This is a genomic window from Maribacter corallii, assembly GCF_047345415.1.
Classification (GTDB): Bacteria; Bacteroidota; Bacteroidia; order Flavobacteriales; family Flavobacteriaceae; genus Maribacter_C.
The window spans coordinates 222,144-247,981 of the sequence record NZ_JBLFEP010000005.1 but is presented as its reverse complement, the minus strand read 5'-3'; the positions used below and the strand labels follow the sequence as shown (position 1 = coordinate 247,981).

Below are 25,838 nucleotides of genomic sequence, written 5' to 3'. Positions count from 1 at the left end.
CCTACTCTTTGTTTTGGGGTTTTCGCCATTCTTGATAAAGTTCGCTTGCCTCTGGGCTGGCCTCGAAGAAGGCTTTAAAATGCGCAATCGCTTTTTCTTCTCCCTGACCATAAGCGTTTTGCTCTAGTTTGGGGATTTGCAAAACTTTATAAACGGAGAAGCTCAGAACCAAAAAGATACAAACCAAAAGCCCCCAAAATAGCTTTATCGACCATTTTGGAAAAGCCATTGACTTTTTAATGTGATAAATGACATTGGCCAATAACTTGTTTTGTTCGTCCACAGCTTTCTTTTGATGGTCGTTATATCTCTTTAGAATAAAGTCGATATCCGAGGTGTCGGCCTGAACTTTATAGGTCATTAAAAACTTTTTCAATTGCTCCATTCGGTTGATTGAGTTTTCGAAGCCTTTGATTTCTTCCGTTAGTAACTCCGCTATTTCGTCCAATTTTGCCATGATTTTAGATTTCAATTCCGATTCCAATTCCTTTATCGATTGTCCTTTTGACAACATGTTTGATGGCTTTGGTTGCGATTTTGGCCGCAAGATTTGGTGAGACCCGTACGGTATTTCCCAAAAGCTTCATGCTTTTGTCCTGCGATACCTTTTGAACAACATTCTTATCAAATCCTATCTGCTCTGCAATCCTGCCCATAGACATGGAGCGGTGCACCTCGCTTCCTTTTAGGTTCTGTCCAGCAAACTCGAACCGAAAGCCCTGTAACTGGTTTTGTTTGTTGATACTGGGGATGATTTTAACCGGATAAGCCTCCATGGCCTTTATATACTGGTCAAAATTTTTAGGCTGTACCTCATTGATAACCCTATCATGGATACGTTTGAGCATCATCCTGACTTCCTTGGTCTTGTCCAGTTTTTGTTGTTGTACCTCACGAACTGTGGTCAGTCCCATTTGCTTGGCAACCCGTTCGGCCACCTGTTGGCTTCGTTTCCCGATAAAGCTGTCCTTGTAGGCCTGCCCTTGAAAATTGATGCGGTTTACATAGAGATGGATATGTACATGCTGTCTATTTCGATGGATAAATGCAATAGCTTGGTTTTCTCGGAGCTTCATTTCTTTTAGAAAACGTTCCGTGATTTCTTTCAGTTTCTTGTTATCTAGCTTCTTTCCGTCTTCGATTGTTGGACTTAACACAAAACTCAAAGTATTTTTCTGGCATTTGTGATTCTGCTGTTGGATGATTTTGAACTCTTGGGTAATTTCCTTTGGGGTATCTCCTGCCAAGTATTGGCTATGGATAATCTCAGGTTTTTTATCCTCTCTAAGTCCGTAACCCATGGAGGCCGATGTATGCGATATGGATTTTCCCATTCCAATCATTTCCTGAAATTCAAAAGATGTTGCCGTATTTCATTTGCCAATTTGACCACTTCATCAGCTAGTTCAGGATTCCGTTTTCGGAACATATTCCCGATAAGCTTAAAATTGTTCTGATACTTGGACAGCATTTTATATATCTCAATATGTTTTTCCGATAGCCTTTCAATTATCCGGTTACCAAAGGCAGCTCGACGACAATATTCACTGATGGAAAGTCCACTCTTTTTGGCTTTGATCCTGAGCAGTTTCTTCTCATAAACTGAACATCTAAATTGTACGAACTCCTTTTTCACTTTAAGTATTATCTTCTGTTATATCGAAAGATTTTTTTAATAAATCTCAATTGAAATTCTATTTTAAATAACATATCGGAAACCCAATTAACAGTTCCGATCTTTTGCGACCAACGGGAGCAAAAGCAAGATTTGTCATGACAATGACACATCTTGAATTCTTACTCAGACGCAATTATTAGTACTGTTTTCATTCTTCTTCCTTCTCCCTATCCATAAAAATTTAATCATGTATTATCATCTAAATATTTAGTGTAGAAAGAGTATTTCATTATGTTTAAAAAATGATTTTATCAATCTATGGCTGCCTATTTTTAAAGGTATATTCCAATGCTTCTTTCTCAATCTCAGTTTTTGATTTTCTCCTGTTCTGCAACAACCAAATATTGATTTTCTTCTTTTCAAAGTATATCATTTTACCATTGGGTTTTGAATGCGGAATTTGTCTTCTGGAGGTAAGCTTATAAAGAAAGCTTCGCGAGACTCCCATATATTCGCAGGCCTCCTCAAACGTCAACACTTCCTTGCTATTGGTCAATAGGCGTTCTATTCGGTCTAGCCTTTCTTCGAGTTCTAAATAATCCATTATTGCCGTTTTTCAGGTTAAACAATCCGCAAAAGCTTTTGCTCTTTTTGCTGGAATTCTTGAACTAATCTAGAAAGGGAAAGTAAAGGAAGTGTGTGCATTGCAGGCAATGCATACATTCTGGCGTAAAATGCAAACAAACGAAACTAAAGACCGGAAAAGATTTCCTTCAATTCATCACTGCGCTTGGAAATTGGGGTTCTTGATTTGGCATCCTTTACTGTGGAGTAGGCGTAAGGGTTGCCATCTTCCCTTCGGACGGTATCAGATCTTTTGAAGAAGTCGATTACGGTTAATGAATTTGTAGGGAAGTTGACTTTAAATAATTCAAAGAACTCCCTGCAACTCGGTGCATCCAGCTTGAAGTATATTTTAGAATCATGGGCATTCCAATCCTCGGTGAATACTTTGATAAAATCACCTTGTTCCGTGCGTTCGACGATTATCATATCATAACGGACAAGTCCGTTGTAGATGTTCCTTAATTGATCCTTGGTAATCGAAACATGGAAGTTTTTTTTACTCTTTAATTTTTCCTTAATCTTGGGAATAAAAACATTTTTGAATTTTTTAGTCCAGACTAGCTGGGTAAGTGCAATTCCGCTAATAAAAATGAACCAATTGAGTATATAAAAGAATTGGGGCAGAATAGAAATAGGTTCAAAAAACGTCGAATAACTACCATGCATTAGAGCTAAACCTAGACCATAAAATACCAGTCGAGGTTTCTCGATGTACTTGTCCCACCCAACTCTTTCGTTGAACATGAATCGGGTAAAGAACCCGATATAAGGAATCAACAACCGAACATATACATATGCAAAACATGCCAGCAGCAGATATTTGATTAGGATATCCATGTTCCTAATTTACTACATTAAGGGGGTAAAGGCACGTATTGTAGATGTATGGAGCGATTTTCGGGTTATGGGCACACAGGCTAGGGCTGCTTATTATTGCGGGTAGGGAGAAGAAAGGTCAAGCGGCCCTTCGCCGCTTGTTCTTTCGCGCGGTTCCGAGGGGGTCTGGCAAACCGAAAGCGGAAAGACTTCCCGAGCGGACCGGCGAAGCGTGTTCGTTTGGGGAAGATTGGAATGGAAGGTTTGCCCCACTTCCGCAGGGGCAAGTGAATAAAAGTTCCACAAGTGATTTTTTGAACATTTAATACTTCACATTTCCGCTTCTCCCCAATCACGCATACTTTCAATAATAGGAAAAAGAGAGCTTCCTTTTTTGGTAATCGAATATTCTACCCTAGGCGGAATCTCAGCAAAAATCTTCCGGTGTAAAAGTCCATCAGCCTCAAGTTCTCGGAGTTGTTTCGTCAACATCTGTTTACTTATTCCTTCAATAGCCCTTTGCAGAACACCGAAACGATTTCCACCCTTATCGATTAAATATAAAATTATTGGTTTCCACTTACCCCCGATTTTACTCATGGTGTAGGTAACAGGGCAGGCATCAGATTTAACATTTATTTCACTTTTCATAACTAGCTGATTTTCAATTATAGTCTATAAAAAATGACTATGTAATTTATTTATAACTACTTGATTATTAGAGACAAACATAACATATTTAACGCGAATTGTAAAATTTAAATATTATGAAGAGAACGCTAAAATCATTCGGCATGCTGGCATGCCTTTTCGCAATAACATCGCTTAGTGCACAAACACTGCGTAAAAAAGCCATTCAGAACAGCAAAGAACCCAAAACCTTAAATGAGGTGAAGGATTATGCAGTAGGTCAATGGAAAAGTATTGCTGTAGAACTAAGGCCTACTGAAGATAGAACGGGAACAGGAACTGTCACCCCTTCCTATCTTAGGCGGGACTTCACTTTTGAAAAAGACGACACTTTCACAGGTATTATAACACTCTATGGTGATAACTACGGTAAGTTACCCCTTATGGAATTTGAATTCAAAGGACATTTAGAATGGGGTGACGAACATCCTATTGCAGACGGTGCCTGGAAAATAGATTATGTCTTGGACCAAGGTTTCGGAGTTACCCCTCTAAATCCACAAGCGGCCCAAATGCTTAACCAGGCTTTACCCAAAGGGATGTCTGCCTTTGAAGCCAATAAGAAAAAGGACATTTTACAAAAGGAATTTCCAATGTTCAATATTGTGGATGGTCAAATAGTTTCCGATTATGACCTCATCTACTTCAAAAACGGAATGCTATTTATGGGTGCTAAGCACGTCGATGGAACTCCTTTTGATAAGCCTGAAAATCGTCCACACCAACTACAAATCCCTCTTGAAAGAGTTTACAAATAAAAATCAATAATCACTAAAAACACTAGAAAATGTTAACAACCAAAGAAAAAAAGAATATCCAAATTGTATTTGATGGTCTTGATGCCATCTTAAAGGATAAGAGTGAATCAGGTATTGATGCAAATTTTGCCGTAGATTTTATCCAACACAATCCGTGGGCAGGTGATACCATTGTCCATTTAAAGCAGATGCTGGAAATGGATTTCGGCTACAAACCTATTCGTTGGGTATCCGATGGAGATATTATGGCGTACCACGGTTATTATACCGCTCCTAATCCTCTTGGCGATATTCCACTTTTATGCACGGATGTTTGGCGCATTGAAGATGGCAAAGTACAAGAACACTGGGATGCGCTAATGCCAATGCCAGAGGACCAATTACAAAATTCTATTGCAGGTGGTGGTGATGGAGAAAAAGAAGTAACTGACGAGACCAGAGCAAAAAATAAGGCGGTGGTTAAACGTTTTCTTGACCACGTATTGAACAGGGGAAGACTTGTAGAAATCGATAATTTGGTATCCTCGGATTACGTTTATCATAACGAAAATGACGGTGCTCTTAAAGGCAAAGACGTCTTGGTCGACCACATTAAAAATAAAATGGGAGGAAAAATGCAGCACGATAATAAGTTGCTATTGACTTCTGGAGATTTAGTGATGGCCCACTCACATTATTTTGGTGATAATGAGAGAGTGGTTTTTGATTGGTTTAGAATTGATGATGGATTGATTGCCGAACACTGGAGTGTTGAACAGGCAATTGAACCGTGGGAGAATGTTGCAAATGAGCATCCCCACTTCTAGGACTATCTGGAAGGGCGTAGAAAATACGCCCTTCTTTTTTAACCAACCATTACTCATATGATTACCAAAATTTCGAGCAATCGGATGGTGTGGCTATTTGCCATCATCGTCTATTTATGGAAGTATCTCTTGTTCATACTCCTGCTTTCCAGTACCGTTTATGTTTTATTCGAGTTTGGAGAAATAAAGGGGTTGGGGCTCAAGGGGGCTATTCCTATTGGTATTTTGGGTACGGCGCTATCCATTTTCCTAAGCTTTAGAAACAACTCCGCCTACGACCGCTGGTGGGAGGCTCGCAAGATTTGGGGTGGCATCGTTAATTCCAGTAGAACATTTGCTATCCAGGTACTCACATACATTAGCCCTAGAAATATAGGTGAATCAAAAGAAGACATAGCCAAAATTCAAAAGACAATAATCTATCGGCATATTGCCTACATAAATGCCTTACGACTCAATCTTAGGAATCAGCAAACTGATTACCACGAAGCACTAAAAGAGTTCTTGACCAAAAGTGAATTGAAGGAACTGCTCACTTTTAGTAATGTGCCTACCCAAATTATTCATCAACAATCACAACATCTTAAGCAGATTTTAAACGATAGCCTTATTGAGGATTTCCGTCTGTATGAGATGATGAACACTTTAGCTGAGTTCTACAATCTACAGGGCAAGGCCGAACGCATAAAGAAGACACCATTCCCAATGTACTATGACTTCTTTATACAAGTTTTCGTATTCATTTTTGTTTGCTTTCTGCCCGTCGCTTTGATAGGTCTTTTTGAAGAAATTGCAGTTGATGGCTCACTCAATTGGTTAGTTATACCTACCACAATGATTGTCTCATTTATGTTTATTGTAATTGAAAAAACAGGCTCATTCACAGAGACGCCTTTCGAAAATAAAAATGAAGATGTTCCGCTCACAAGTCTATGCAGAACCATAGAAATCGATTTGAGAGAAATGATTCGTGATACCGATATCCCTTTACCAATTCAAAAACAGAACATCCTGATTGATGGTGAAGTATTAATGTAAAACATAAAAAATGAAAACAACTACAAGCAAAATACTATTTCTACTCGCTACACTATTAATCACTGTTAGTAATGCCCAACAAGTAAGCGATAGCACCAAATTGAAAATAGATTTGGCCGCTACGGGTAATGTACAAACAGGAAATTTTGAACGGCTGCAATTTATTAATCAATTGGACTTTTCGCTCGATTCAAAGGACAGTAAATGGAATTTGCATTCACGGCATTTATATCTCTATCAAAAAGTATTTGGGAACAAATCACAAGATGACTACCTAACGAGAAACTTCCTGACCTATAGGATAAATGAAAAGTTTGATGTTTTTGGTGGTTTCTTCTATGAAAAATTCTTCATCAAGAGAATCGATAGAAACATCCAATATGGGGTTGGTACCAGGTACGCCATAATAAATAAACAAAGGGCCTTTGTACAGCTTGGGCTTATGGGTAGCTATGCCAACAAAAAATATGTTGGTGCAAATTTCCAAGACTTTGATAACGGTGGTAGCGATACCATAGACGGCTTTTTCATATCCCCTGTTTTAAATTCAAAGTTTGTCATAGTTCCAAAACGATTGATTTTCAATTTTCTATTCTGGTTTCAACAAGACGTGGGCGAATCAGAAAACTACAGATTTAATATAGAGACCTCACTACTTGCTCCTGTTTATAAGGGGTTGAGCTTAAAAGTGAGTTTCAACGACTTCTATGAGAATATAAATTTGGTCGGCGCCAAGGCAAATGACACCTTTTTGACGTATGGGCTTAGTTACAAATTTGAGCGTTGATGGATGGTGTAAAAACATATAGCAAACGTGCCATTTGGATTCACTGGTTCTCAACGGTTTTGATTCTAATTACAATCCCTACAGGATTGGCTATGTCGGAAACCGTTGCAACCGAACAGAAGCTGTTATTGTATAAAATTCATTTTGCATTGGGCTTGTTGTTGTTCTTCTTGGCCATATTGCACATATACGTCTTTTTTAAAGATAAACGACCCGAACCTGTTGATACTGGAAATACATTCAGAAACAAGTTCATTGGAATCTTACATAAGGTTTTGACCATATTGATTATTGTTCTAACAATTACTGGCCTTGGTTCTCTTTTTAGCACCAATATACTTACTACGCTTCTCGAAAATAATTATCTACTTCTTTTAGAGGATTACAACTCCACTTGGGTGTCTATCCATCATATACAGGGCATAGTTTACATAGTGCTTATCATACTACATATTGGTGGTGTGTTTCTGCAAAGAAAAAGGAACAACGAAGTGCTTAAACGAATGAACCTCAAAATTTAAACATAATACAATGACGTAATTCTACATAATCAAAGAAGGAATAAGATGTTTTACAATTTAAAGAATATTATATGTGCTAGTGTAGTAATAGGGTGCTCAATGTTTTACAACAAAGTGACAGCACAGAACGAATTCATTGAAGATACCGGAGATGTATTGCTCTACGCCCTGCCTTTAACCGCCATAAGCGGCTCATTGATTTCAGGTGACAAGAAAGGAACTTGGCAATTTACCAAAGGTGCCCTTTTAACTCAGGGAATCACCTTTGGCTTGAAGGCACTTATAAGCGAAGAGCGAATCGATAAAAGCGACAATAATTCTTTCCCTTCAGGACATACTTCCACAACTTTTCAAAGTGCTGCCTTCATCCAAAAACGCTACGGATGGAAGCTAGGTCTTCCTGCTTATGTTCTAGCAGGATATACCGGTTACACAAGAATGCAAGCCAACAAACACGATGGTTGGGATGTCTTGGCTGGTGCTATCATTGGCATAGGTAGCTCTTACTTATTTACAACACCATACCAACAAGAGCATATGGAATTGACATTCTCAAATGTAGATAACAGTTTCGTTGTTGGATTCAAATACAAGTTTTGATTATGAATTTTTGGTTGGTTGTTTTCCTTATTGTAATTGTGGCATTGCTCTTCAAAAGCTATATGCTTAGAGGAGTGAGGCAAGCCTTAACTTCCCCCATTTGGGCGATTGTTTATGCCACAATTTCGATAGGGTCTATGCTTGTTGGCATAATCACCACCATTTTTGCTTTTTCCGATGGAATGATTGGATTAACATTCTTGGAAAACTTTACGATTGCCTTTATGCTCACCGTACTTTGCTGTGAGTTCTTTCTTTTCATTTTTTTCTTATTTGACGATGCTATCATACTGGGTAGTTATCTCCAAAAGAAAGCATACTTTAAAAAACCTCAGAACGACAGTTCTGACAAAAGCAGAAGAAGATTTGTCAAGACACTAGGTTTAGGTTTAACTGCACTGCCCTTTAGTTCTTTCTTGTACGGAATCACGAAAGGGAAATATAATTTCAATCTCGTTGAACTTTCGTTAGCCTTTAAAAACCTCCCAAAAGAATTCAATGAATTTAGAATTGTACAATTCTCCGATTTTCACGCTGGCAGCTTTGATTCTTTTGAGAAGGTAAAAGAAGGCCTGGCACTTTTGCAAAAGCAAAATGCAGACTTAATCTTGTTTACTGGCGACTTGGTCAACGACCTAGAAGCTGAAGTACTTCCCTACAAGAATGTTCTAAAAAACTTAGAGGCTCCCTACGGAAAGTTTTCCGTATTGGGTAATCACGATTACTCTCAAGATATAGACCTCTTTGATTCCCAAGAAGCTGCTCAGGCAAATTTTGAAGCAATTAAGAAGCATTATCACGATGTGAACTTTCAATTGCTCAATAATGATAGCGTAAAAATTGAAAAAGGAAATCAACATATAAGGTTGATAGGAGTCGAGAACTGGGGTAAGGGCTTTGTAAAGGAAGGTGATATTGACAAAGCGATAGCAAATTGCAAAGAAAACGAATTCTCAATCTTAATGTCCCACGACCCTACCCATTGGGAAGAAAAAGTGCTACCTCACAAAAAGCATATTGATATAACGCTTTCTGGCCATACGCACGGTACCCAAGTTGGTATTGAAATGCTAGGAATTAAATGGAGCCCTATACAGTACCTCTATAAAAGATGGGCGGGACTTTACAAAGAGTTGGGGCAATATCTCTACGTTAATAGAGGCTTTGGCTTCATAGCTTTTGCAGGTAGAGTAGGAATTCCGCCAGAAATAACGGTTCTAACGCTTAAATCTGAAATGGTATGAGTACTGAAAAGAGACAAAATAGTTTCTGCAAAGAAGAAGGAGGAATCCTAAAACCGCTTGTGGATTTCAATGATTGTGGTGGAAAAGAAGACTGTATTGAAGTGTGCCCTTATGATGTTTTGGAAATGCGCTCAATAACCATTGAAGACAAATCAAAACTAAACTTTAAGGGCAAAATAAAGACATTCTTTAACAGGCAAAAAGCATATATCACAGACGAAAACCTATGCCACGCCTGCGGACTTTGTGTACAAGTGTGTCCAGAAAAAGCCATCAAATTAACCAAAATCACAAACAAATGAAGAAATCAATTTTAGTCATTAACACATTAATATCAGTAATCCTTTTTAGTTGTCAAAAACCTATTGATGAAAATAAGATTGCATCTGATGCCGTCGAAGCTTATAAAGAAAAACAAACGATTGAGGCTGATAAGATGGAAACCATTGCCCAACAATTTTACAATCAATTAAGTAATCCAAATGACCCACAGACAGATGCTTTGTCCAAAAATTATATGGATGAAAATTGGGTGTCAACACCAGAGCCTATAGGTGGTGCCGGAAGAGTAGGTTTTGTAAAGACTTTATCAGTTTTTGGAGCAATGATTACTGATTTAAAATGGGAACCGCAAGAGATGTTAGTGTCAGGAAATAAGATTATTGTTCGCAGTATTGCCACGGGTACGCCAAACTCACCTGAAGGCTATTTTTTTGGCACGCCTACAAATGGGTCTAAAAGATTTGAAATTCCAACAATAGATATTCATACAATCGAAAATGGTAAGATTACAGAGTCTCATCACGTAGAGGCTTGGTTGACCGCTCTAGGCCAGATTAATGAAAAGTAAGTAATAAATAGAATGGATTTACTAACACAACTTATAATCTTCTCAGGCTTTGCCGGAATCACCGTTTTTATTGGAGGATTAATTGCTAATTACTTTAATCATCATATCGCCGAAACCCCCGTCAAGTATGAAATAACCCATACGATGATGTCTTTTGGTGCGGGTATTATTCTTTCTGCCTTGGCATTGGTGCTAATCCCTAGCGGAATGGAAGAATTAGAGTTGATGCCTCTAGCCTTATCTTTCTTAGGAGGTGCTTTAATTTTTATGCTTATTGACCAATACTTGGCAAAAAAAGGAGGTCAAACCGCTACGCTTCTAGCTATGATGATGGACTTTATTCCAGAATCCATAGCATTAGGGGCAGTATTTGCAACTGACCTAGCTACGGCCACCTTACTGGCAATCTTTATTGGATTGCAGAATCTGCCAGAAGCATTTAATTCTTTTAGAGACTTAATGCAAAGCGGCTATACTGCTAAGAAGACACTATTGATATTTTTCGGTCTTAGTTTCTTCGGTATAATCGGTGCCTCTATTGGTCATTTTGTTTTAAGCGACTACCCTAGCCTTACTGCCTACCTAATGACATTTGCAAGTGGCGGTATTCTCTATCTATTAATCCAAGACATCATCCCGGAAAGTAAATTATCAAAAAACTACTTGACTCCTCTGGGGGCGATTTTAGGCTTCTTAGTGGGTATCATAGGAGAAAAAATAATCTAAAAAGAGTAAATATGAACGAACCTACAATCATCAGAAGCGGCAAAGGAAAAGATTACAATTACACCCAAGACCATTGTTTCGTAAAACTACCTTCTATTGCAACCAATGGAGAGTTGTGCTTTGTTGAAGATATATTAAAACCTGGCTTCTACTTGAAAAGGCATTACCACAAAAAAATGTTTGAAGTATTCTACATTCTCGAAGGGAAAGTTACTTATGGCTTCGATAGCGACATTGTTGTTGCCCAGCCTGGTGATACGGTAATTATTCCTCCTGGTGTACGGCATTCTGCAAGATGCGAAAAAGGTGGTAAAATGCTATCTATTTTCAAAAATGGACAGTTCGATGAATATTTAGAGAAGCTCTCCCAAATGAGTGATTCGCAATTTGAGGACAAACAATTAATGCAACAGATAGCAGAGGAGTACGATATTTATGAAGATTAGAAAGTCATACTACAAAACCATAGGCAAGCACATCATTGTATGGACGCTAGCATTTGCGCTGTTTAATTTCCTTCGGGAGTATGGCCAAGAGATTGTGCGTGATGTAAAGGAAGTAGACGATTTTGACCTAACAAAGCGAATCATTTTTCAAACTTTACTCGGCCTTGTATCTGGATTTTTATTTGGAACCTATGCTTATTGGTTTCACAGGTTCAAGTTTCCAAAAATTTCTTTTGGAAAGGTCATTTTTATTGGCGCATTGGGTTATAGTCTAGTTATATTTCTTTTCATCATTATTGCGTTTTGGTCTTTTGCTAATGTCTTTAAAGCAGATATCGACCCTGAGGTAGTCAAAAACTACTTCGTTTCTGGACAAGCGTGGGTACTCATTATATTTTGTTTCCTAATCGGGTTTTTAATTGAATTTGTAGAAGAAATTGATAAGAAGTTTGGACCGGGAAATCTTTTAAAAATGCTCTCGGGAAAATTTTATAGACCCAAACAAGAAGAGCGTGTCTTTATGTTCTTGGATATGCGGTCATCTACAACAGTTGCCGAATGGCTAGGTCATATTCGGTACAGTAAATTAATTCAAGACTGCTTTAAAGACATAAGTGTAGTTGTAGCCCACAATGCTCAGATTTACCAATATGTGGGTGACGAAGCGGTGCTCACCTGGTCTAAAAAAAGCAAAAATTTTAGATATAAAGATTGTATTGATGCGTATTACGCTTTCGCGAAACGCTTAGAAGACAGAAAAGAACACTACTGCAAAAAATATGGTTTGCTACCAGAGTTTAAAGCGGGAGTCCACTCGGGCATTGTAACGGTAGCAGAAGTCGGTGAAATAAAACGTGAGATTGCTTATCACGGTGACACCATCAATACGGCAGCCCGAATTCAAGCACAATGTAATACCTACAAAGAAAATCTCTTAGTTTCTGAAGATGTGGTTAAAAATTTAGATTCAGAACAAGACTGGGATATAGAAGAAAAAGGAATAGTGATGCTCAAGGGAAAGACTAATAAAATAAAAATCTATTCTATCAATTAAAATAACAATGGAAAAAATACAAGACACAAAAATACAGTCCGTCCTGAATAGGATGCACAAGGAGGCCAACTCACAGGGTCTAACATTGATTAAGGGATTAACAAAAGGTATTTTCAGAAAGCTTCAACCTGAGGATATGAAAGATGCCTATATCGCCATTTCAAAATCTCAAGGCGAAATGTTGTATAACCTTTTGCTCGGAAATCAGACAAAACATATTGTGGAATTTGGCACTTCGTTTGGCATTTCGACTATGTATCTAGGAGCTGCGGCCAAAGCAAACCACGGTAAAGTAATTACAACGGAGTTGTTACCCGAAAAAGCTGAAACAGCGCAAAACAATTTTAAAGAAGCTCAGCTAGAAGAATGGGTAGAACTCCGTGTTGGCGATGCGATGAAAACATTACAAGATGTAAATGATGGTATTGAGTTTTTATTACTGGACGGATGGAATGACCTATACCTGCCACTTGTAAAGCTGCTTGAACCAAAGTTCAAAAAAGGCGCATTAATTTATACGGACAATGCTTCATTTAAAAGTGCCAAACCATTTTTGGAATACTTAAAAGCAAATCCAGAAAAATATAGGACTAAACGTCTAAAAGATGATAAAGGCGGTTCAGAACTTACTGAATATATATCAAGCAATTAGTTATGGCCGACTCTGAAGGTCACTTCTACGACATTGCGATAAATTCAGAATCTATCTTTTTCCTTCTTTTAGGCTCAGGTCTATTTCGTGAATAAGGAAAGAAAGGTCAAGTGGCATGATGTTGCTCGTGCATTTGTGCCGATTAGAGGTTGCCTGAAAACATTTTCAGTTTTCTGACCTCCGCCAAGGGCTGGGGAATAAAATCACTAATAAATCTTAAGAGTAGATTATAGTGCCACAAAACCTTTTTTTAAGAAACTTTCCTATAACCTCTAGTCGTATCTCTATATTGTTTTGGAGTTCTACCAGTAATATGTTTAAAAACGCGATTGAAATAAGCCACACTTGAAAAACCTGAATCAAACGCTAACTTATATATGGGTATGTTGTTTTCCCTGAGTTGATTACGTACGTGACCAATTCGAAGCTCATTCGTATATTCTACGACGGTCTTGCCCAATAAGCGTTTAAAAAACCTACAAAAGGCCGAGGGGTTCATTGATATCAAGTTCGACAACTCTTCCGTAGTTATTTGGTTTTTATAGTTTTCATGGATGTAGTTACATACCTTCATGATACGCTCTTCATGATACTTTTTTAAGTCGGGCTTGTAATTTGTACTGCACAATAATTTTTTTTGGTGATGGAAGGTCATCAGATTCAAAAGCTGCAAGAGCTTCAAATATTTCCCAAGACCTTTTTCATGCCCTATACTAAGGAGAGTTTCCAATAGCTTCGTTTTGGCAACATCCTTAAACTCAATCCCAGCGGTCGAAAACGTCAATAATTTCTTTACCAAATCAAACTCTGCAATGAGACCAAAAGGTTCGAACAATTCCATTGCGAACTGTACCACATAAACTTCTATTTGCTTATCCGATTCGTTGAACGATTCATCGGTAATCCACGAGTGCGGCACATTAGAGCCCACCAAGACTAAATCCCCATCTGAAAAATCCGCTATACTATCTCCAATAATTCGCTTGCCACGACCCTGTTTTACGAAACAAATTTCAACTTCGGGATGGTAGTGCCAGTGAAAACCGAAATAGTCCGTTTTTACCCAGAACTCGTTGAACGAACTCTCTAGTGTTCCTTGGGATAGTTTTTGATATTCTGCTTTCATATAGTTCTATTTTGACATAAAAATTACTTGTAAATTACAAAAATGGCAAATATATGATTGGAATTGGCAAAAATTGAAAAATGTATTCGTCAACCTTCAACTTACATTTGACTAAATCAACTGCTCATGAAATACAAGTTCTTTTTCCTTAGCTGTCTTCTGGGCTTTTTTTCTTGCGGAGAAAAGGAATCAGTAACACGATATACCTCTTGGCAATCCAGCCAGACCGAGGAGCAGATTATCCGTAAGACATTGGCGGATTTCGAAAAGGAACATCCCACAGTACCGTTTCAGTTTCAACCCATTCCGGGAAACTATACCGAGAAGCTGCAATTGATGTTGGGCACCGGCAAGGCACCAGATCTTTTTTGGTTGAAGGGCGACACCTCTCCGGCCTATATGAATTTTGAGGTTTTGGAACCGCTCGACGGATTTTTACAAAAGGACCCGGATTTTGATTATGACGATTTCTTTCCCGTATTTCAAGATGCCTTTAAATACAAAGGAAAGAACTACGGAATTGCCAAGGACTTCAATGCCTATGTGTTTTTTTACAACAAAAAAATGTTTCGGGAAGCTGGCCTGACCGAGCCGCCCAAAGACTGGAAGGAACTATACGAATATTCAAAAAAACTGACCAAAGACACCAACGGTGATGGTAAGACCGATCAGTATGGTTTCGTCATCGAACCTTCCATCGATATCGTATTGCCCTTTGCCTACCAAAACGGGGGTGAAATCATCTCAGATAATGGTGAAATTAAAATAGGACAACCTGAATTTATCGAAGCCGCCAAATTCATGATGTCTCTCTATCGCGACGGTATTGCTACAAACCCCGCTGATATGGGTGCCGGTTGGTTGGGCGATGTCTTCTCAAGAAAACAATGTGCCATGACCATTTCCGGTGCATGGTTGATTCCGTATTTGCAGGATAATTCGCCAGACCTTGAATACGGTGTGGCCGAACTTCCCAAAGGCAAAAAAAGAGCGACCATGGCTTTCTCTGTTGCCATGGTCATTCCCAAACAAAGCGAACGCAAAGAAGAGGCTTGGACGATGCTCTCGTATCTCACCGGAAAGGAAGGCATGAAAACCTGGACGGAATCGGGAATCGCCTTGCCGACCCGCAAAAGCGTGGCCGAGGAAAACGGTTTTTATCAAGACAGTATTTTGAACACTTTTATGAAAAGTATCGAATATGCTACCCTCTACAAGGTTAACATGAAAGAGCGTTGGTTCGATGAAAGCCAAGCCGCCATGCAGGCTATTTTTTATAAGAACAAAGACATCGAGAAAACGTTAAAGGAACTGGCCGTAACCCTTGAAAAATATAAACTGGACTAACATGAAATTCAAGAGCAGAAAAAAGGAACAATTGTTTTGGGGATATGTTTTTCTTGGGTTTCCGCTATTGCTATTGACCGTATTCGTATTCTTTCCAATAGGGTTTGCGTTTGTAGTCAGTTTCTATGACTGGAATCTTTTGATTCCAAATAAACCTTTCGTGGGCCTTGGAAATTATTTCGAGCTTTTTCAAGACAAAGTATTCATAAAGGCCATTAAAAATACCATTATCTATACGATGGGCGTAGTGCCCGTTCAGACACTTTTATCCTTGTTTCTTGCCTTCCTCATGAACCAAAAGATTAAGGGGAGGGCTTTTTTTAGAACGGCTTTCTACATTCCGGCCATAACCTCCTCGGTGGTCACCTCGATAATTTTCGTCTGGATCTATTCAAAACCCGGACTGTTGAATTATTTGCTCAACTCGGTCGGGGTCGATTCGAACATCGACTGGTTGACCAACCCGACAACAGTGCTACCTTCCATCATGATGTTGAATATCTGGACAACTTCGGGGTATTTTATGGTCTCATTCTTGGCAGGTCTGCAGAACATTCCCTCTAGTCTTTACGAGGCCGCAAAAATAGATGGAGCCAGTCAATGGCAGCAGTTCTGGAAGATTACCGTACCCATGGTGCGACCGGTCACCTATTTCGTGGTCATTATGAGCTTGATCGGGTGTTTTCAGGTCTTCGACCAGATCTTTATCATGAGCAGCGGGGGTCCTGACAATGCATCGACGACCATGTCTTATTTCGTGTACCAGAATTCATTTAAATATTTCCGTTTCGGATTTGGGGCGGCATCGGCGGCGATATTGGCCCTGTTGATCTTTGCGACCACTATCATTCAAAAGAAATATTTTCCACCTGACGCCTATTGAAAATGAGACAGCTGAAACTTCAAAAAATAATGTTCTTCCTCATTCTGGGAATAGCCGCCCTGATTTACATCGGGCCATTCTTGTTCTCGTTGTCCATCAGTTTCAATGCGGACAAGAACGTATTCGAATGGCCTATAAAACTCCTTCCAGAGACTTTTACCTTAGATAATTACAAGAACGTCTGGAACGAACTTCCCTTTGGTAAATGGCTGTTCAATAGCGTCGTAGTGACCATGTTCCAGACGGTGACCAATGTGTTCTTTTCCGCTTTGGCGGGATTTGCCTTTGCCCGATTGGAATTCAAGGGAAGAAAGCTCATTTTCGGGTTGTTGTTGAGTAGTCTGATGATTCCCGGAATCATTCTTTTGGTACCTAAATTTATCATTTTGAATGAATTTCAACTCATCAATAGTTATGGCGGATTGATCATTCCCGGTTTGGTCGGTGTGACGAATATATTTTTGATGAAGCAGTTTTTCGAGACCATTCCCAAAGATTTGGAACAAGCGGCACTCATTGATGGCTGTTCGTATTTCAGGATATTTTGGCAGGTCTTTCTTCCGATTTCAAAACCGGCCTTGGCCGCAGTCGCCATCTATACCTTTCAAGGTTCGTGGAACGAGTTTTTATGGCCCGTAATCGTGACCTATACCGAAGATATGTACACCTTGCCCTTGGGTATGGCAAGTTTACGTACCGAACTATTGACCGATTGGCCTTTATTGATGGCCGGAACCATATTGATTTCATTGCCAACATTGATGATCTTCATCATTTTTCAGCGCTACTTTGTACAGGGCGTTGCCAGTTCAGGATTAAAAGGATAAAAAAGATAAAGTAAAGACCATGGCCAACATTGCTATAAAAAATCTCGAAAAAGTATATCCGGGTGCGGAAAGTGCCACCATCAAAGATGCCAACCTCGATATTAAGGACAAAGAGTTCATCGTTCTGGTCGGGCCTTCAGGTTGCGGAAAATCTACTTTGCTTCGTATGATCGCCGGTCTAGAGGAAATCACCGATGGCGATTTAAAAATAGCCGGTGAGCGAATGAACGAGCTTTCGCCCAAAGACAGAGACATCGCCATGGTATTCCAAAACTATGCGCTGTATCCGCACATGACCGTATTCGAGAATATGGCCTTCGGACTGAAACTACGAAAAACGCCAAAGGCGGAAATTAAGAAAAAGGTAGAGCACGCCGCCAAAATATTGGACATTACCCATTTATTGGATAGAAGACCAAAGGACATGTCGGGCGGTCAGCGCCAACGTGTTGCCATTGGCAGATCAATCGTTCGAGATCCAAAGGTTTTTTTGTTTGATGAACCGCTCTCCAATTTAGATGCTTCTCTTCGGGTACAAATGAGGGCCGAAATCAAAAAACTGCACCGCCAATTGGATGCCACTATCGTTTATGTAACCCACGACCAAATCGAGGCGATGACCATGGGGGATCGTATCGTCGTCTTAAAAGATGGTGAAGTGATGCAATTCGATACGCCCATGAATCTTTTCAACAATCCACAGAACAAATTTGTGGCGAGTTTTATCGGGAGCCCTTCCATGAACTTCCTACCCGGGAAAATAGGCATGGAAGAAGAGGTCACCTTTCAATCCGAAGGGGTCAAATTTGCAGTGCCCAAAGATTTAAGACCTTGCTTAAAACCTTTTGTGGGTAAGGAAGTCTATTTCGGTTTTCGCCCTGAATATATTTATGACAAGGCTTTTGAAAAAACAAAAAGGTTGTCACAGAGTATGGAGATTGTTGTCGATGCCCTTGAACCCATAGGAAGCGAATCGTATGTCTATTTCCATTTTAAGGGTAATCCCGACCATAGCTTTTGCTTTCGCAGTAATTCGCAATTCTCCTATGAAATCGGGGCGGAACTAGAAATCGGCGTTGATATCGACCGCCTACGCTTCTTTGATAAGGAAACCGAACAGCGGATTATGTAACCGAAATTTTAACATACGTATTTATGAGCATACCAATAAGTCAAGAAAACCAAGGTTGGCAGATTTCATCGAGCAAAACCGATACCTACACCGGAATCGTTTTGGCGAATGGCAGAATAGGCATATTGCCCGAAGACAAGCCCTTTAGAACAAGGTCAATCATTCTGAATAATGTGTATGAAAAGGAGTCCCAGAACGGGGTAAGCAAAATTCTTTTGGGAATGAATTTCGCGAATCTCGAATTGGAAATCGACGGAATCAAAATTTCCGAAGAAAATATCTCTGACTTTCATCAAACCCTGAACATGAAGGAGGCAAGTTTCACGACTACCTTTAGGTTTCTTGATAAAGCAAAAATATCCTATACTATATATTCCCTGAGAAATGTTCAATACAGCGGCTATGTTGACGTTAACATCAATTCCCTAAAAAACATTTCCTTAAAGGCTACTGGCATCATCGAAACTCCTAAGGAATATAGTGAACCCAGGCATTCGTTCGAAGTACTTGAAGATTTGGAGACCACGATGCCCATACTTCGTACCATTGCGAAGACCCGATTTGGTAGACATACGGTCGGTACTTCGGCGACCTTCATATGGCATGCCATCAATTCGACCCGCGAAGATCAAAGGCCCGCCTTGGTGCACGAAAATGTTTCGGATTATGACAACTGCCTGTCCTTCAAAAAGGAATTGAAGAAAGGAGAGGAATTTGAATTTGCATGGACGGGGGCCGAATGTACCACCCAAGACTTCAGTGACCCACAAAATGAATCCGAACGCTTTGTCATATTCAATTTATTGACCCCAAGGGAAGAACTATTGAAGGGGCACAAGACGCTATGGAAAGATTTGTGGGAAAGCGATATCATCATCGAAGGAAATCTGCAAGATCAATTGGACGTTCGTTTGGCAATTTATCATCTATACGCTTTTTCCAGAGGGGATTCTGATTTGAGTATTGCCCCGATGGGCCTATCCTCTCAAAACTACAATGGACATATTTTTTGGGACACGGAGCTCTGGATGTTTCCGCCCTTGCTTTTATTGAATCAAGATATTGCCCGTTCTTTGGTCAATTATCGTTCGAACCGTTTGGAAAAGGCGAAACAACGGGCAATCAATTTTGGGTACAAGGGTGCCATGTTTCCATGGGAAAGTGATGATACGGGAGAAGAAGCCACCCCCTCTTGGGCTTTGACGGGCACTTTCGAACATCATATTACCGCGGATGTTGCCATTGCTTTTTGGAATTATTATCGCGTCACGCAAAATTTGGATTGGCTCAAAAAAAATGGTTATCCGCTGATGAAAGAGGTGGCGGATTTTTGGCTCAGTCGAGCCGTCAAAAACGATGACCACAGTTATAGCATTAAAAACGTGGTCGGGGCGAACGAGTTTGCACCAAACGTGGACGACAATGCATTTACCAACGGGGCCGCGATCACGGCCTTGGAATTTGCCGCCATGGCCGCGATTAAAGTGGGTGAAACTCCAAACCCGAAATGGGTTGAGGTTGCTTCAAGAATAAAGCTGCATAAATTCCCTGATGGCACGACCAAAGAACATTCGGAATATGGAGGGGATCGGATCAAACAAGCAGATGTCAATCTACTGACCTATCCGTTAAATATCATCAATGATGAAATTACAATCGAAAAAGACCTAAAGTACTACGAACCCAAATTGGCAGAGGAAGGCCCAGCGATGGGGCTGTCTATTTTTTCGGTAATTCATGCTCGGTTAGGGAATGCCGAGACAGCATATCAGCTCTACATGCGCAGCTACAAACCTAACAAACGGCCACCTTTCGGAGCTTTGGCAGAATGTGCTACAAGTGACAATCCGTATTTTGCGACGGGTGCAGGAGGGCTATTACAGGTCGTGCTTTTTGGCTTCGCAGGACTGGATATCACCGATGAGGGAATCGTTCAAAAGAAACCTTGCCTGCCCAAAGAGTGGCAAAGTTTAACAGTCAAAGGAGCAGGGGTTAAGAAAAGAACCTACAAAGCGAAGGCTGTAGAGTTTTCTAAACCCTAAATAATCAAGATGGCCTTTCCGCACTATCCCAAAAAATACAACCATGAGGTAATCATTACCCCCAAACAACACCTCTCGGCCGAAAAATATGCCTTCCCTTCTTCAAGTCTTACTGCTAAGCTGAAAAACAGATTGGATAATAAGGCTATTGATTACGAAGTAGGCAGCAGCTGGACCATTGCCAGTATGTATCGCGAAACAAAAGAGGAAATAGCACACTACGCGCAAGAAGGTATTGCTACTGTGGAAATGGAACTGGCCTCTTTATTTGCAGTGGCCATGTTCAGAAAGGTCGACATCGCATCCTTAGTTGTTATTAGTGACTATGTGGCCTTTACGAATTGGGACGAACACCTTCATTCGAATATAACCTCCAATGCGTTGTTCAACACTATCGAAATCGCAAAAAAAGTGTTGGCTGATTAAAGAATAAAAAACAGAGGAAAACAAAAGTATACTGACAAAACTACTTATCGGATTCCAATACTCACACAGATTATTGTTCCAATCAATTTTAAACCTTGGAAATATGTTTTTAACACCTATGTTCTTGAAAAAGAATAGTACAAAATTTAACCACAACCATGAAAATAAAATTCAAAAATCAACTTAATGGGAAGCGGTTGACCTTAAAAAGAACAAGACCATCATTGAAAATGGCTGAAGTTATGTTCAAGGTAATCGACGAAAACCGAATCCATCTTGAACCATGGTTCCCGTGGCCAAAACAAACCCAAAAAATAGAGGATAGTCTTAAATACCTATTTGATAAAGAAGAAAAAACGGTTCAAGGGAAACAACTAGAATATGGACTATTTGTCAATTTGAAGTATATCGGAAATATTTCAATTTTCGATATCCATAGAGAAAATAAATCTGCAGAAATCGGGTATTGGCTATCCTCTGCACAAACGCGAAAGGGTTATATGACAGAAGCAGTAAAAATTCTAGAAAAAGAGGCGTTCGAAAACCTTGACCTGAACCGAGTACAGATCAAATGTGATGAAGAAAATGTTGCTTCTTGCGGAGTAGCAACTAAGTGTGGTTTTACGTATGAGGGTACATTTAGGGAAGACGACTATAGCGAGTATTTTAATGATTTTCGCAATACATCGGTCTTTTCGAAGTTGAAATCGGAATATCAATAGAAACCTATTGTATAATTTGAAGTTAGTTACCCCTAAAAAATATCGCAAATAGATTGGATTTTGCGAGTAAAAGATGTCCAACTTAGGCCAATGCTATTTGACTGTAAAAATTCTTAAACGTACTTGTATAATATTTTGGGATGGTCTATTACGATAATTTTAGTTCGAATATTCTGGAATTTCTGTCGGGAATCTTATACAGAGATAGGATCGGTAACCTGTATTATTCATTTTCATAATAATAATCAATAGCCAATATTTGAGGTTTATTTAAATTATCTCAGACCCTTAGGCATTTCTAGAAAGTCATTTGGATTCCTACTAGTACTCTTTTTAAATTGAATTTCAATAGGCGGTCGCTAAAAGTCAAGTTCTGGAATCATATTAGCAGCTTCTTTCATCTTCCTATCAATAATCTTGGTGTAAATCTCGGTGGTTCGGATTTCTCGATGTCCCAAACGTTTTGAAACCGTATAAATATCGGCTCCGTTTTCTAGTAGTAAAACCGCATTGGTATGCCTTGCGCTATGAAAAGTAATATGCTTAGTGATTCCCGCCCTCATACACCATCGAAGGATTTCGGTATTATAAACCGCACCATATTTTAACCCCTTAAAAACCCGTTCATTTTTATGGGTTCTTTTTCCGAGTAAATCTCTTGCTTGGTTAGATATATAAAGGTATTCAAGTCCATCGGTCTTCTTTTGTCTAAAAATAATTCTCGCGGCCTCATCCTCATCGCGCACTTCTGCCCAGGTCAGTTTATTAATGTCGCTCCATCTCAATCCGGTAAGACAACTGAAAACAAAGGCATTCTTTAAGATAGGATATTTACACTCCGTTTGCGTTAAAGCTTGCAGTTCGGAATAGGTTAAATATTCTCGTTGTGATTCTGCTTGGTCAAAACCTTTGACCGATTTGATAACATTGGTATCAATATAGTTTTCATTGTAGGCTTCCCTTAGCGCAGCTTTCAGTTTATTGAAATAGGTATATTTGGAATTTTGCGATAGGGGACTGTTACTTTTGGTTTTGGCCTTGGTATCTAGGTATCGTCTGAATCCCCTAACAAATTCAGTGTCTACATCTATTAATTGAATGTTTGTGGGCGCATATTTTTCTAGATGTTTAAAGGCAGCATCCCAATTCCCATAGTTTCCTTTGGATTCGTAACGTTCCTCTTGTAATGTTTTATAGAAATCAAAAAGAAGGATATTCCCTTTTTTGTTATCTTTTAGTTTATACTTGCCTTGATAGAATTCTGATTTCCGAATCGAAAGGATTTTCTCGGCCAGTTCATAAATCTCCTTGTTCTTTCTTTTTTCATCTGGCGTTGACGGATTTTCCCATGGATACATTTTCAAATATTCAAAATCTCGATTGTATTTATTGATTCCGTTCTTGTCTATAAAGTGGCCCTTATAGTATTCTATAAAAAGGCTCAACTTTCCATTTTTAATTTTTTTGCTTTTTAGACTTATTTTCATTTCGAGGTGAAATTTTTTCACCTCGAGTGTAAGAAATCATGTCGAGGTGAAAATTAGGTGAAATAAATATATAAAAATAGGCTATTAAAAGAAACGAAGAAAAGAAATAGTTTTTAACAACTTATTGATAATCAATTAAATGAAAACAAATGAATCTAAATGAAATTTAAAAATTAACTTATTTATTTACCGATACAGAAATTGGCAAAAATATTACCCAGCAAATCGTCGGAAGTTATCTCACCGGTAATTTCGCCAAAATGATACAGGGCCTGACGGATGTCGATAGCCAAAAGATCCCCGGAAATACCTTCTACCATTCCCGAACGCACCTTATCTACTGACTCATAGGCTTTGCCTAAGGCATCATAATGACGCGTATTGGTGACAATGGTCTCATCGTTTTTGAGGGCGCCGGTATTGACAAAATTCAATAATTGATTTTTAAGATCCTCGACCCCTTCACCAGTTTTAGCCGATATCATGAGTAGTTTTGGGATCTGGGATTTGAGTTTTGTGATTTCCTTAGACGTAATGGTATCCGCCTTGTTGGCAATGACGAGCAGCGGCTTTTGTGGATGTTTGTTCTTGACCTTTTCGATTTCCGTTAAAAGATTCTGGAGAGCTTCGGCCGAATTACATACCTCATTAGAATCCATCAAATACAACACTACCTGTGCTTGCTCTATTTTCTCAAAGGTCTTTCGAATGCCAATACCTTCTACCACATCTTTGGTATCGCGAATTCCCGCCGTATCGATAAACCGGAAACCCAGTCCTCCGATCGTTATTTCGTCTTCGATGGTATCACGTGTGGTTCCGGCGATTTCAGAGACAATGGCCCGCTCTTCGTTCAACAGCGCATTGAGCAAGGTCGATTTGCCCACATTGGGTTCTCCGACAATAGCGACGGGAATCCCATTTTTGATGACATTGCCGACGGCAAACGAATCGATGAGGCGTTTCAAGACGTTCTGAATACGGTCTAAAAGAGCTTTGAACTGATCTCTATCGGCAAACTCCACATCCTCTTCCGAGAAATCCAACTCCAACTCGATCAGGGAAGCGAAATTCAGGAGTTCATCGCGCAAAACCTTAATTTCATTGCTAAAGCCTCCCCGCATCTGCTGCATAGCGATTTGGTGACTCGCGGCATTATCGGAAGCGATCAAATCGGCCACCGCTTCGGCCTGGCTTAAATCCAACTTTCCATTGAGAAAGGCCCTGAGGGTAAACTCCCCAGCATCAGCGGTTCGGCAACCGTTTCTCAGAAAGAGTTGCATGACCTGCTGCTGTATATATGGTGATCCGTGACACGATAGTTCCACGACATCTTCCCCGGTGTACGAATGGGGTGCCTTAAAGATTGAAACCAAGGCTTGATCCAAAGACTTTTCACCATCGATGAGGTGGCCTAAATGTATCGTATGGCTTTTCTGCTTGCTCAGATCCTTCCCACGTATAGATTGGAAGACGGGAGTGACCATTTCGATGGCTTTCGGCCCCGAAATACGAATCACACCAATCGCACCCGTTCCAGCGGGTGTTGCCAAAGCAATAACCGTATCCGTTGATACCATAGTCGAATTTTGCGCAAAAATAGGCAAAAAGAAAGACTCCCAATGGTATTTGAAGTCCCCATGAACGGGCTAGTAATAGTATTTCTTATCTTTGAAAACTAACTATAAACACTTTGAACATGAAGCGAATTATTTTTTCGGCTGTAGCATTGTTGACCCTTACCACGACAGGTTACGCTCAAGAAACAGTACAAGTAAACGACTCTGTAGCCGTGGTCGCGGCCCAGAAAAAAATTGAAAAGGCCGAAAAAGAGGCCAAAAAAGCTGAAAAAGAAGCGAAGAAAGCCGAAAAAGCCCAAAAAAGGGCTGAAAAAAAAGCGAAGAAGGCCGAAAAACTGGCGAAAGCGATCTCTTCAAAGAAAAAGGCAATCGTCAAGGAAGAGCAGAAAATCATCAAACTTCAGGAAAAACTGGACACAGGAAAGGTAAAGGGCAAACTTTCGCCTATCCAGGTTCAGAAAATGAACAATAAGATGGAAAAGATGAAATTGAGTGTCTTGAAAAATAAAGAAAAGCTACGCAAGCTTGAAAGTAAACAGTAATGGAAAACCTTCTGTTGGGCATGCGTGTAACATTTTAAGGTTTTTAGCGTCATATCTGTACATCAATCTTTAAACACTAAAAATCATGCAAACAGAAAACAGAACACTTTTAGCAGCGACGCACCTGAGTCAATTACTCGATTTCGTCACGGGTCTTGGAGGCCTTCTTGTGCCTTTGGTCATATGGCTGACCCAAAAGGACAAAATCATCGATATGGATGAGAACGGTAGGGCGATCATCAATTTTAGAATCACGATGTTCCTTTACGTATTATTATGTGTACCCTTGATTCTATTTTTCGGTCTCGGTCTACTCGGCTTTTTGATCCTAGGTATCGGTTACTTTATCTTTCCGATCATTAATGCAGTGAGGGCAAGTAATGGTAAGGCTCCCCATTACCCAATGACTTTTGAATTTATATAGATCATTTTCGATTTCAAGAGAACATAAAAAAAATCCTGAACTACGGTTCAGGATTTTTATTTTCTAT

At 39.6% G+C, this 25,838-nt stretch carries 32 protein-coding genes; 23 read left to right on the top strand and 9 right to left on the bottom strand.

Annotated elements, in window-relative coordinates:
* Window position 1: 1 nt before the first annotated feature.
* The 5 genes from ACKWCA_RS18630 to ACKWCA_RS18610 all read right to left on the bottom strand — a co-directional run bounded on the left by ACKWCA_RS18630 (window position 2) and on the right by ACKWCA_RS18610 (window position 3,082).
* Window positions 2–457: a DUF6730 family protein gene (locus tag ACKWCA_RS18630; RefSeq protein WP_413979741.1), complete on the bottom strand. Its 456-nt coding sequence runs from the start codon at window positions 455–457 to the stop codon at window positions 2–4.
* A 4-nt stretch (window positions 458–461) separates the two neighbouring features.
* Entirely contained in the window at window positions 462–1,334 is an 873-nt protein-coding gene (locus tag ACKWCA_RS18625; RefSeq protein ID WP_413979740.1) for a relaxase/mobilization nuclease domain-containing protein, read from the bottom strand.
* A gap of 5 nt (window positions 1,335–1,339) precedes the next feature.
* On the bottom strand, window positions 1,340–1,636 hold the full coding sequence (gene mbpA / locus ACKWCA_RS18620) for a mobilization protein MbpA (protein ID WP_413979739.1): 297 nt from the start codon (window positions 1,634–1,636) through the stop codon (window positions 1,340–1,342).
* A gap of 298 nt (window positions 1,637–1,934) precedes the next feature.
* A complete protein-coding gene (locus ACKWCA_RS18615; protein ID WP_413979738.1) occupies window positions 1,935–2,222 on the bottom strand; it encodes a helix-turn-helix domain-containing protein in 288 nt (95 codons plus the stop codon).
* 146 nt (window positions 2,223–2,368) lie between these two features.
* Window positions 2,369–3,082 (bottom strand): hypothetical protein, encoded by a 714-nt coding sequence (locus ACKWCA_RS18610; RefSeq protein WP_413979737.1) that lies wholly within the window; start codon window positions 3,080–3,082, stop codon window positions 2,369–2,371.
* A 44-nt stretch (window positions 3,083–3,126) separates the two neighbouring features.
* Between ACKWCA_RS18610 and ACKWCA_RS18605 the strand changes: the two genes are divergently transcribed.
* Window positions 3,127–3,387: a hypothetical protein gene (locus tag ACKWCA_RS18605; RefSeq protein WP_413979736.1), complete on the top strand. Its 261-nt coding sequence runs from the start codon at window positions 3,127–3,129 to the stop codon at window positions 3,385–3,387.
* 4 nt (window positions 3,388–3,391) lie between these two features.
* Here ACKWCA_RS18605 and ACKWCA_RS18600 read toward each other — a convergent pair whose 3' ends face one another.
* Entirely contained in the window at window positions 3,392–3,712 is a 321-nt protein-coding gene (locus ACKWCA_RS18600) for a winged helix-turn-helix transcriptional regulator (protein WP_413979735.1), read from the bottom strand.
* A 116-nt stretch (window positions 3,713–3,828) separates the two neighbouring features.
* On the opposite strand from ACKWCA_RS18600, the gene ACKWCA_RS18595 reads away from it, so the two are divergent.
* The 13 genes from ACKWCA_RS18595 (at window position 3,829) to ACKWCA_RS18535 (ending at window position 13,233) form a co-directional block, all read left to right on the top strand.
* Window positions 3,829–4,509: a hypothetical protein gene (locus ACKWCA_RS18595; RefSeq protein WP_413979734.1), complete on the top strand. Its 681-nt coding sequence runs from the start codon at window positions 3,829–3,831 to the stop codon at window positions 4,507–4,509.
* A 29-nt stretch (window positions 4,510–4,538) separates the two neighbouring features.
* The gene (locus tag ACKWCA_RS18590) at window positions 4,539–5,315 is read left to right on the top strand and encodes a nuclear transport factor 2 family protein (RefSeq protein ID WP_413979733.1); all 777 of its coding nucleotides are present in this window, start codon (window positions 4,539–4,541) and stop codon (window positions 5,313–5,315) included.
* Between the two features lie 57 nt (window positions 5,316–5,372).
* Complete coding sequence (locus ACKWCA_RS18585) at window positions 5,373–6,353, top strand: bestrophin family protein (RefSeq protein WP_413979732.1); 981 nt, start codon at window positions 5,373–5,375, stop codon at window positions 6,351–6,353.
* Between the two features lie 10 nt (window positions 6,354–6,363).
* Window positions 6,364–7,140, top strand: coding sequence for a DUF481 domain-containing protein (locus tag ACKWCA_RS18580; RefSeq protein WP_413979731.1), 777 nt, complete (start codon window positions 6,364–6,366; stop codon window positions 7,138–7,140).
* A complete protein-coding gene (locus ACKWCA_RS18575; protein WP_413979730.1) occupies window positions 7,140–7,661 on the top strand; it encodes a cytochrome b/b6 domain-containing protein in 522 nt (173 codons plus the stop codon). The genes ACKWCA_RS18580 and ACKWCA_RS18575 overlap by 1 nt, the downstream gene beginning before the upstream one ends.
* Before the next feature lie 99 nt (window positions 7,662–7,760).
* Window positions 7,761–8,261: a phosphatase PAP2 family protein gene (locus ACKWCA_RS18570; RefSeq protein WP_413979729.1), complete on the top strand. Its 501-nt coding sequence runs from the start codon at window positions 7,761–7,763 to the stop codon at window positions 8,259–8,261.
* 2 nt (window positions 8,262–8,263) lie between these two features.
* On the top strand, window positions 8,264–9,505 hold the full coding sequence (locus ACKWCA_RS18565; RefSeq protein WP_413979728.1) for a metallophosphoesterase: 1,242 nt from the start codon (window positions 8,264–8,266) through the stop codon (window positions 9,503–9,505).
* Window positions 9,502–9,807: a 4Fe-4S dicluster domain-containing protein gene (locus tag ACKWCA_RS18560; protein WP_413979727.1), complete on the top strand. Its 306-nt coding sequence runs from the start codon at window positions 9,502–9,504 to the stop codon at window positions 9,805–9,807. Before ACKWCA_RS18565 ends, ACKWCA_RS18560 begins: the two co-directional genes overlap by 4 nt.
* Window positions 9,804–10,355, top strand: a complete 552-nt coding sequence (locus ACKWCA_RS18555; protein WP_413979726.1) for an ester cyclase — start codon at window positions 9,804–9,806, stop codon at window positions 10,353–10,355. The genes ACKWCA_RS18560 and ACKWCA_RS18555 overlap by 4 nt, the downstream gene beginning before the upstream one ends.
* A gap of 12 nt (window positions 10,356–10,367) precedes the next feature.
* Entirely contained in the window at window positions 10,368–11,081 is a 714-nt protein-coding gene (locus tag ACKWCA_RS18550) for a ZIP family metal transporter (RefSeq protein WP_413979725.1), read from the top strand.
* An 11-nt stretch (window positions 11,082–11,092) separates the two neighbouring features.
* Window positions 11,093–11,527 carry a cupin domain-containing protein gene (locus ACKWCA_RS18545; protein ID WP_413979724.1) on the top strand — a complete coding sequence of 145 codons (435 nt, stop codon included), beginning with the start codon at window positions 11,093–11,095 and terminating at the stop codon, window positions 11,525–11,527.
* Complete coding sequence (locus tag ACKWCA_RS18540) at window positions 11,517–12,581, top strand: adenylate/guanylate cyclase domain-containing protein (protein ID WP_413979723.1); 1,065 nt, start codon at window positions 11,517–11,519, stop codon at window positions 12,579–12,581. Before ACKWCA_RS18545 ends, ACKWCA_RS18540 begins: the two co-directional genes overlap by 11 nt.
* 7 nt (window positions 12,582–12,588) lie before the next feature.
* The gene (locus ACKWCA_RS18535) at window positions 12,589–13,233 is read left to right on the top strand and encodes an O-methyltransferase (RefSeq protein ID WP_413979722.1); all 645 of its coding nucleotides are present in this window, start codon (window positions 12,589–12,591) and stop codon (window positions 13,231–13,233) included.
* A gap of 250 nt (window positions 13,234–13,483) precedes the next feature.
* On the opposite strand, the gene ACKWCA_RS18530 is transcribed toward ACKWCA_RS18535, so the two are convergent.
* On the bottom strand, window positions 13,484–14,359 hold the full coding sequence (locus tag ACKWCA_RS18530; protein ID WP_413979721.1) for an AraC family transcriptional regulator: 876 nt from the start codon (window positions 14,357–14,359) through the stop codon (window positions 13,484–13,486).
* Between the two features lie 126 nt (window positions 14,360–14,485).
* Here ACKWCA_RS18530 and ACKWCA_RS18525 point away from each other — a divergent pair, with 126 nt between their 5' ends.
* The 7 genes from ACKWCA_RS18525 to ACKWCA_RS18495 all read left to right on the top strand — a co-directional run bounded on the left by ACKWCA_RS18525 (window position 14,486) and on the right by ACKWCA_RS18495 (window position 21,738).
* Complete coding sequence (locus ACKWCA_RS18525) at window positions 14,486–15,706, top strand: ABC transporter substrate-binding protein (protein ID WP_413979720.1); 1,221 nt, start codon at window positions 14,486–14,488, stop codon at window positions 15,704–15,706.
* 1 nt (window position 15,707) lies between these two features.
* Window positions 15,708–16,589 carry a carbohydrate ABC transporter permease gene (locus ACKWCA_RS18520; protein ID WP_413979719.1) on the top strand — a complete coding sequence of 294 codons (882 nt, stop codon included), beginning with the start codon at window positions 15,708–15,710 and terminating at the stop codon, window positions 16,587–16,589.
* 2 nt (window positions 16,590–16,591) lie between these two features.
* Window positions 16,592–17,416 (top strand): carbohydrate ABC transporter permease, encoded by an 825-nt coding sequence (locus ACKWCA_RS18515; RefSeq protein ID WP_413979718.1) that lies wholly within the window; start codon window positions 16,592–16,594, stop codon window positions 17,414–17,416.
* 19 nt (window positions 17,417–17,435) lie between these two features.
* Window positions 17,436–18,548 carry an ABC transporter ATP-binding protein gene (locus tag ACKWCA_RS18510; protein ID WP_413979717.1) on the top strand — a complete coding sequence of 371 codons (1,113 nt, stop codon included), beginning with the start codon at window positions 17,436–17,438 and terminating at the stop codon, window positions 18,546–18,548.
* Window positions 18,549–18,571: 23 nt separating this feature from the next.
* Window positions 18,572–20,590, top strand: coding sequence for a glycosyl hydrolase family 95 catalytic domain-containing protein (locus ACKWCA_RS18505; protein ID WP_413979716.1), 2,019 nt, complete (start codon window positions 18,572–18,574; stop codon window positions 20,588–20,590).
* Between the two features lie 9 nt (window positions 20,591–20,599).
* Window positions 20,600–21,016, top strand: a complete 417-nt coding sequence (locus tag ACKWCA_RS18500) for a phosphorylase family protein (RefSeq protein WP_413979715.1) — start codon at window positions 20,600–20,602, stop codon at window positions 21,014–21,016.
* 158 nt (window positions 21,017–21,174) lie between these two features.
* Window positions 21,175–21,738, top strand: coding sequence for a GNAT family N-acetyltransferase (locus ACKWCA_RS18495; RefSeq protein WP_413979714.1), 564 nt, complete (start codon window positions 21,175–21,177; stop codon window positions 21,736–21,738).
* A gap of 359 nt (window positions 21,739–22,097) precedes the next feature.
* Here the strand turns inward: ACKWCA_RS18495 and ACKWCA_RS18490 are convergent, their stop codons facing one another.
* Both ACKWCA_RS18490 and mnmE read right to left on the bottom strand, forming a co-directional pair.
* Window positions 22,098–23,225 carry a tyrosine-type recombinase/integrase gene (locus ACKWCA_RS18490; RefSeq protein WP_413979713.1) on the bottom strand — a complete coding sequence of 376 codons (1,128 nt, stop codon included), beginning with the start codon at window positions 23,223–23,225 and terminating at the stop codon, window positions 22,098–22,100.
* A 182-nt stretch (window positions 23,226–23,407) separates the two neighbouring features.
* Window positions 23,408–24,805, bottom strand: a complete 1,398-nt coding sequence (mnmE, locus tag ACKWCA_RS18485; protein ID WP_413979712.1) for a tRNA uridine-5-carboxymethylaminomethyl(34) synthesis GTPase MnmE — start codon at window positions 24,803–24,805, stop codon at window positions 23,408–23,410.
* Between the two features lie 119 nt (window positions 24,806–24,924).
* On the opposite strand from mnmE, the gene ACKWCA_RS18480 reads away from it, so the two are divergent.
* Together ACKWCA_RS18480 and ACKWCA_RS18475 are read left to right on the top strand one after the other, a co-directional pair.
* Window positions 24,925–25,347, top strand: a complete 423-nt coding sequence (locus ACKWCA_RS18480) for a hypothetical protein (protein WP_413979711.1) — start codon at window positions 24,925–24,927, stop codon at window positions 25,345–25,347.
* Between the two features lie 85 nt (window positions 25,348–25,432).
* Window positions 25,433–25,771, top strand: a complete 339-nt coding sequence (locus ACKWCA_RS18475) for a DUF4870 domain-containing protein (protein ID WP_413979710.1) — start codon at window positions 25,433–25,435, stop codon at window positions 25,769–25,771.
* Window positions 25,772–25,838 lie beyond the last annotated feature (67 nt).

Bases quoted from the DNA above. Each gene is read 5' to 3' on its own strand.
- ACKWCA_RS18630 (WP_413979741.1), bottom strand. From the start codon at position 457: ATGGCAAAATTGGACGAAATAGCGGAGTTACTAACGGAAGAAATCAAA.
- ACKWCA_RS18625 (WP_413979740.1), bottom strand. From the start codon at position 1,334: ATGGGAAAATCCATATCGCATACATCGGCCTCCATGGGTTACGGACTT.
- ACKWCA_RS18615 (WP_413979738.1), bottom strand. From the start codon at position 2,222: ATGGATTATTTAGAACTCGAAGAAAGGCTAGACCGAATAGAACGCCTA.
- ACKWCA_RS18610 (WP_413979737.1), bottom strand. From the start codon at position 3,082: ATGGATATCCTAATCAAATATCTGCTGCTGGCATGTTTTGCATATGTA.
- ACKWCA_RS18605 (WP_413979736.1), top strand. From the start codon at position 3,127: ATGTATGGAGCGATTTTCGGGTTATGGGCACACAGGCTAGGGCTGCTT.
- ACKWCA_RS18600 (WP_413979735.1), bottom strand. From the start codon at position 3,712: ATGAAAAGTGAAATAAATGTTAAATCTGATGCCTGCCCTGTTACCTAC.
- ACKWCA_RS18595 (WP_413979734.1), top strand. From the start codon at position 3,829: ATGAAGAGAACGCTAAAATCATTCGGCATGCTGGCATGCCTTTTCGCA.
- ACKWCA_RS18590 (WP_413979733.1), top strand. From the start codon at position 4,539: ATGTTAACAACCAAAGAAAAAAAGAATATCCAAATTGTATTTGATGGT.
- ACKWCA_RS18585 (WP_413979732.1), top strand. From the start codon at position 5,373: ATGATTACCAAAATTTCGAGCAATCGGATGGTGTGGCTATTTGCCATC.
- ACKWCA_RS18580 (WP_413979731.1), top strand. From the start codon at position 6,364: ATGAAAACAACTACAAGCAAAATACTATTTCTACTCGCTACACTATTA.
- ACKWCA_RS18575 (WP_413979730.1), top strand. From the start codon at position 7,140: ATGGATGGTGTAAAAACATATAGCAAACGTGCCATTTGGATTCACTGG.
- ACKWCA_RS18570 (WP_413979729.1), top strand. From the start codon at position 7,761: ATGTTTTACAACAAAGTGACAGCACAGAACGAATTCATTGAAGATACC.
- ACKWCA_RS18565 (WP_413979728.1), top strand. From the start codon at position 8,264: ATGAATTTTTGGTTGGTTGTTTTCCTTATTGTAATTGTGGCATTGCTC.
- ACKWCA_RS18560 (WP_413979727.1), top strand. From the start codon at position 9,502: ATGAGTACTGAAAAGAGACAAAATAGTTTCTGCAAAGAAGAAGGAGGA.
- ACKWCA_RS18555 (WP_413979726.1), top strand. From the start codon at position 9,804: ATGAAGAAATCAATTTTAGTCATTAACACATTAATATCAGTAATCCTT.
- ACKWCA_RS18550 (WP_413979725.1), top strand. From the start codon at position 10,368: ATGGATTTACTAACACAACTTATAATCTTCTCAGGCTTTGCCGGAATC.
- ACKWCA_RS18545 (WP_413979724.1), top strand. From the start codon at position 11,093: ATGAACGAACCTACAATCATCAGAAGCGGCAAAGGAAAAGATTACAAT.
- ACKWCA_RS18540 (WP_413979723.1), top strand. From the start codon at position 11,517: ATGAAGATTAGAAAGTCATACTACAAAACCATAGGCAAGCACATCATT.
- ACKWCA_RS18535 (WP_413979722.1), top strand. From the start codon at position 12,589: ATGGAAAAAATACAAGACACAAAAATACAGTCCGTCCTGAATAGGATG.
- ACKWCA_RS18530 (WP_413979721.1), bottom strand. From the start codon at position 14,359: ATGAAAGCAGAATATCAAAAACTATCCCAAGGAACACTAGAGAGTTCG.
- ACKWCA_RS18525 (WP_413979720.1), top strand. From the start codon at position 14,486: ATGAAATACAAGTTCTTTTTCCTTAGCTGTCTTCTGGGCTTTTTTTCT.
- ACKWCA_RS18520 (WP_413979719.1), top strand. From the start codon at position 15,708: ATGAAATTCAAGAGCAGAAAAAAGGAACAATTGTTTTGGGGATATGTT.
- ACKWCA_RS18515 (WP_413979718.1), top strand. From the start codon at position 16,592: ATGAGACAGCTGAAACTTCAAAAAATAATGTTCTTCCTCATTCTGGGA.
- ACKWCA_RS18510 (WP_413979717.1), top strand. From the start codon at position 17,436: ATGGCCAACATTGCTATAAAAAATCTCGAAAAAGTATATCCGGGTGCG.
- ACKWCA_RS18505 (WP_413979716.1), top strand. From the start codon at position 18,572: ATGAGCATACCAATAAGTCAAGAAAACCAAGGTTGGCAGATTTCATCG.
- ACKWCA_RS18500 (WP_413979715.1), top strand. From the start codon at position 20,600: ATGGCCTTTCCGCACTATCCCAAAAAATACAACCATGAGGTAATCATT.
- ACKWCA_RS18495 (WP_413979714.1), top strand. From the start codon at position 21,175: ATGAAAATAAAATTCAAAAATCAACTTAATGGGAAGCGGTTGACCTTA.
- ACKWCA_RS18490 (WP_413979713.1), bottom strand. From the start codon at position 23,225: ATGAAAATAAGTCTAAAAAGCAAAAAAATTAAAAATGGAAAGTTGAGC.
- mnmE (WP_413979712.1), bottom strand. From the start codon at position 24,805: ATGGTATCAACGGATACGGTTATTGCTTTGGCAACACCCGCTGGAACG.
- ACKWCA_RS18480 (WP_413979711.1), top strand. From the start codon at position 24,925: ATGAAGCGAATTATTTTTTCGGCTGTAGCATTGTTGACCCTTACCACG.
- ACKWCA_RS18475 (WP_413979710.1), top strand. From the start codon at position 25,433: ATGCAAACAGAAAACAGAACACTTTTAGCAGCGACGCACCTGAGTCAA.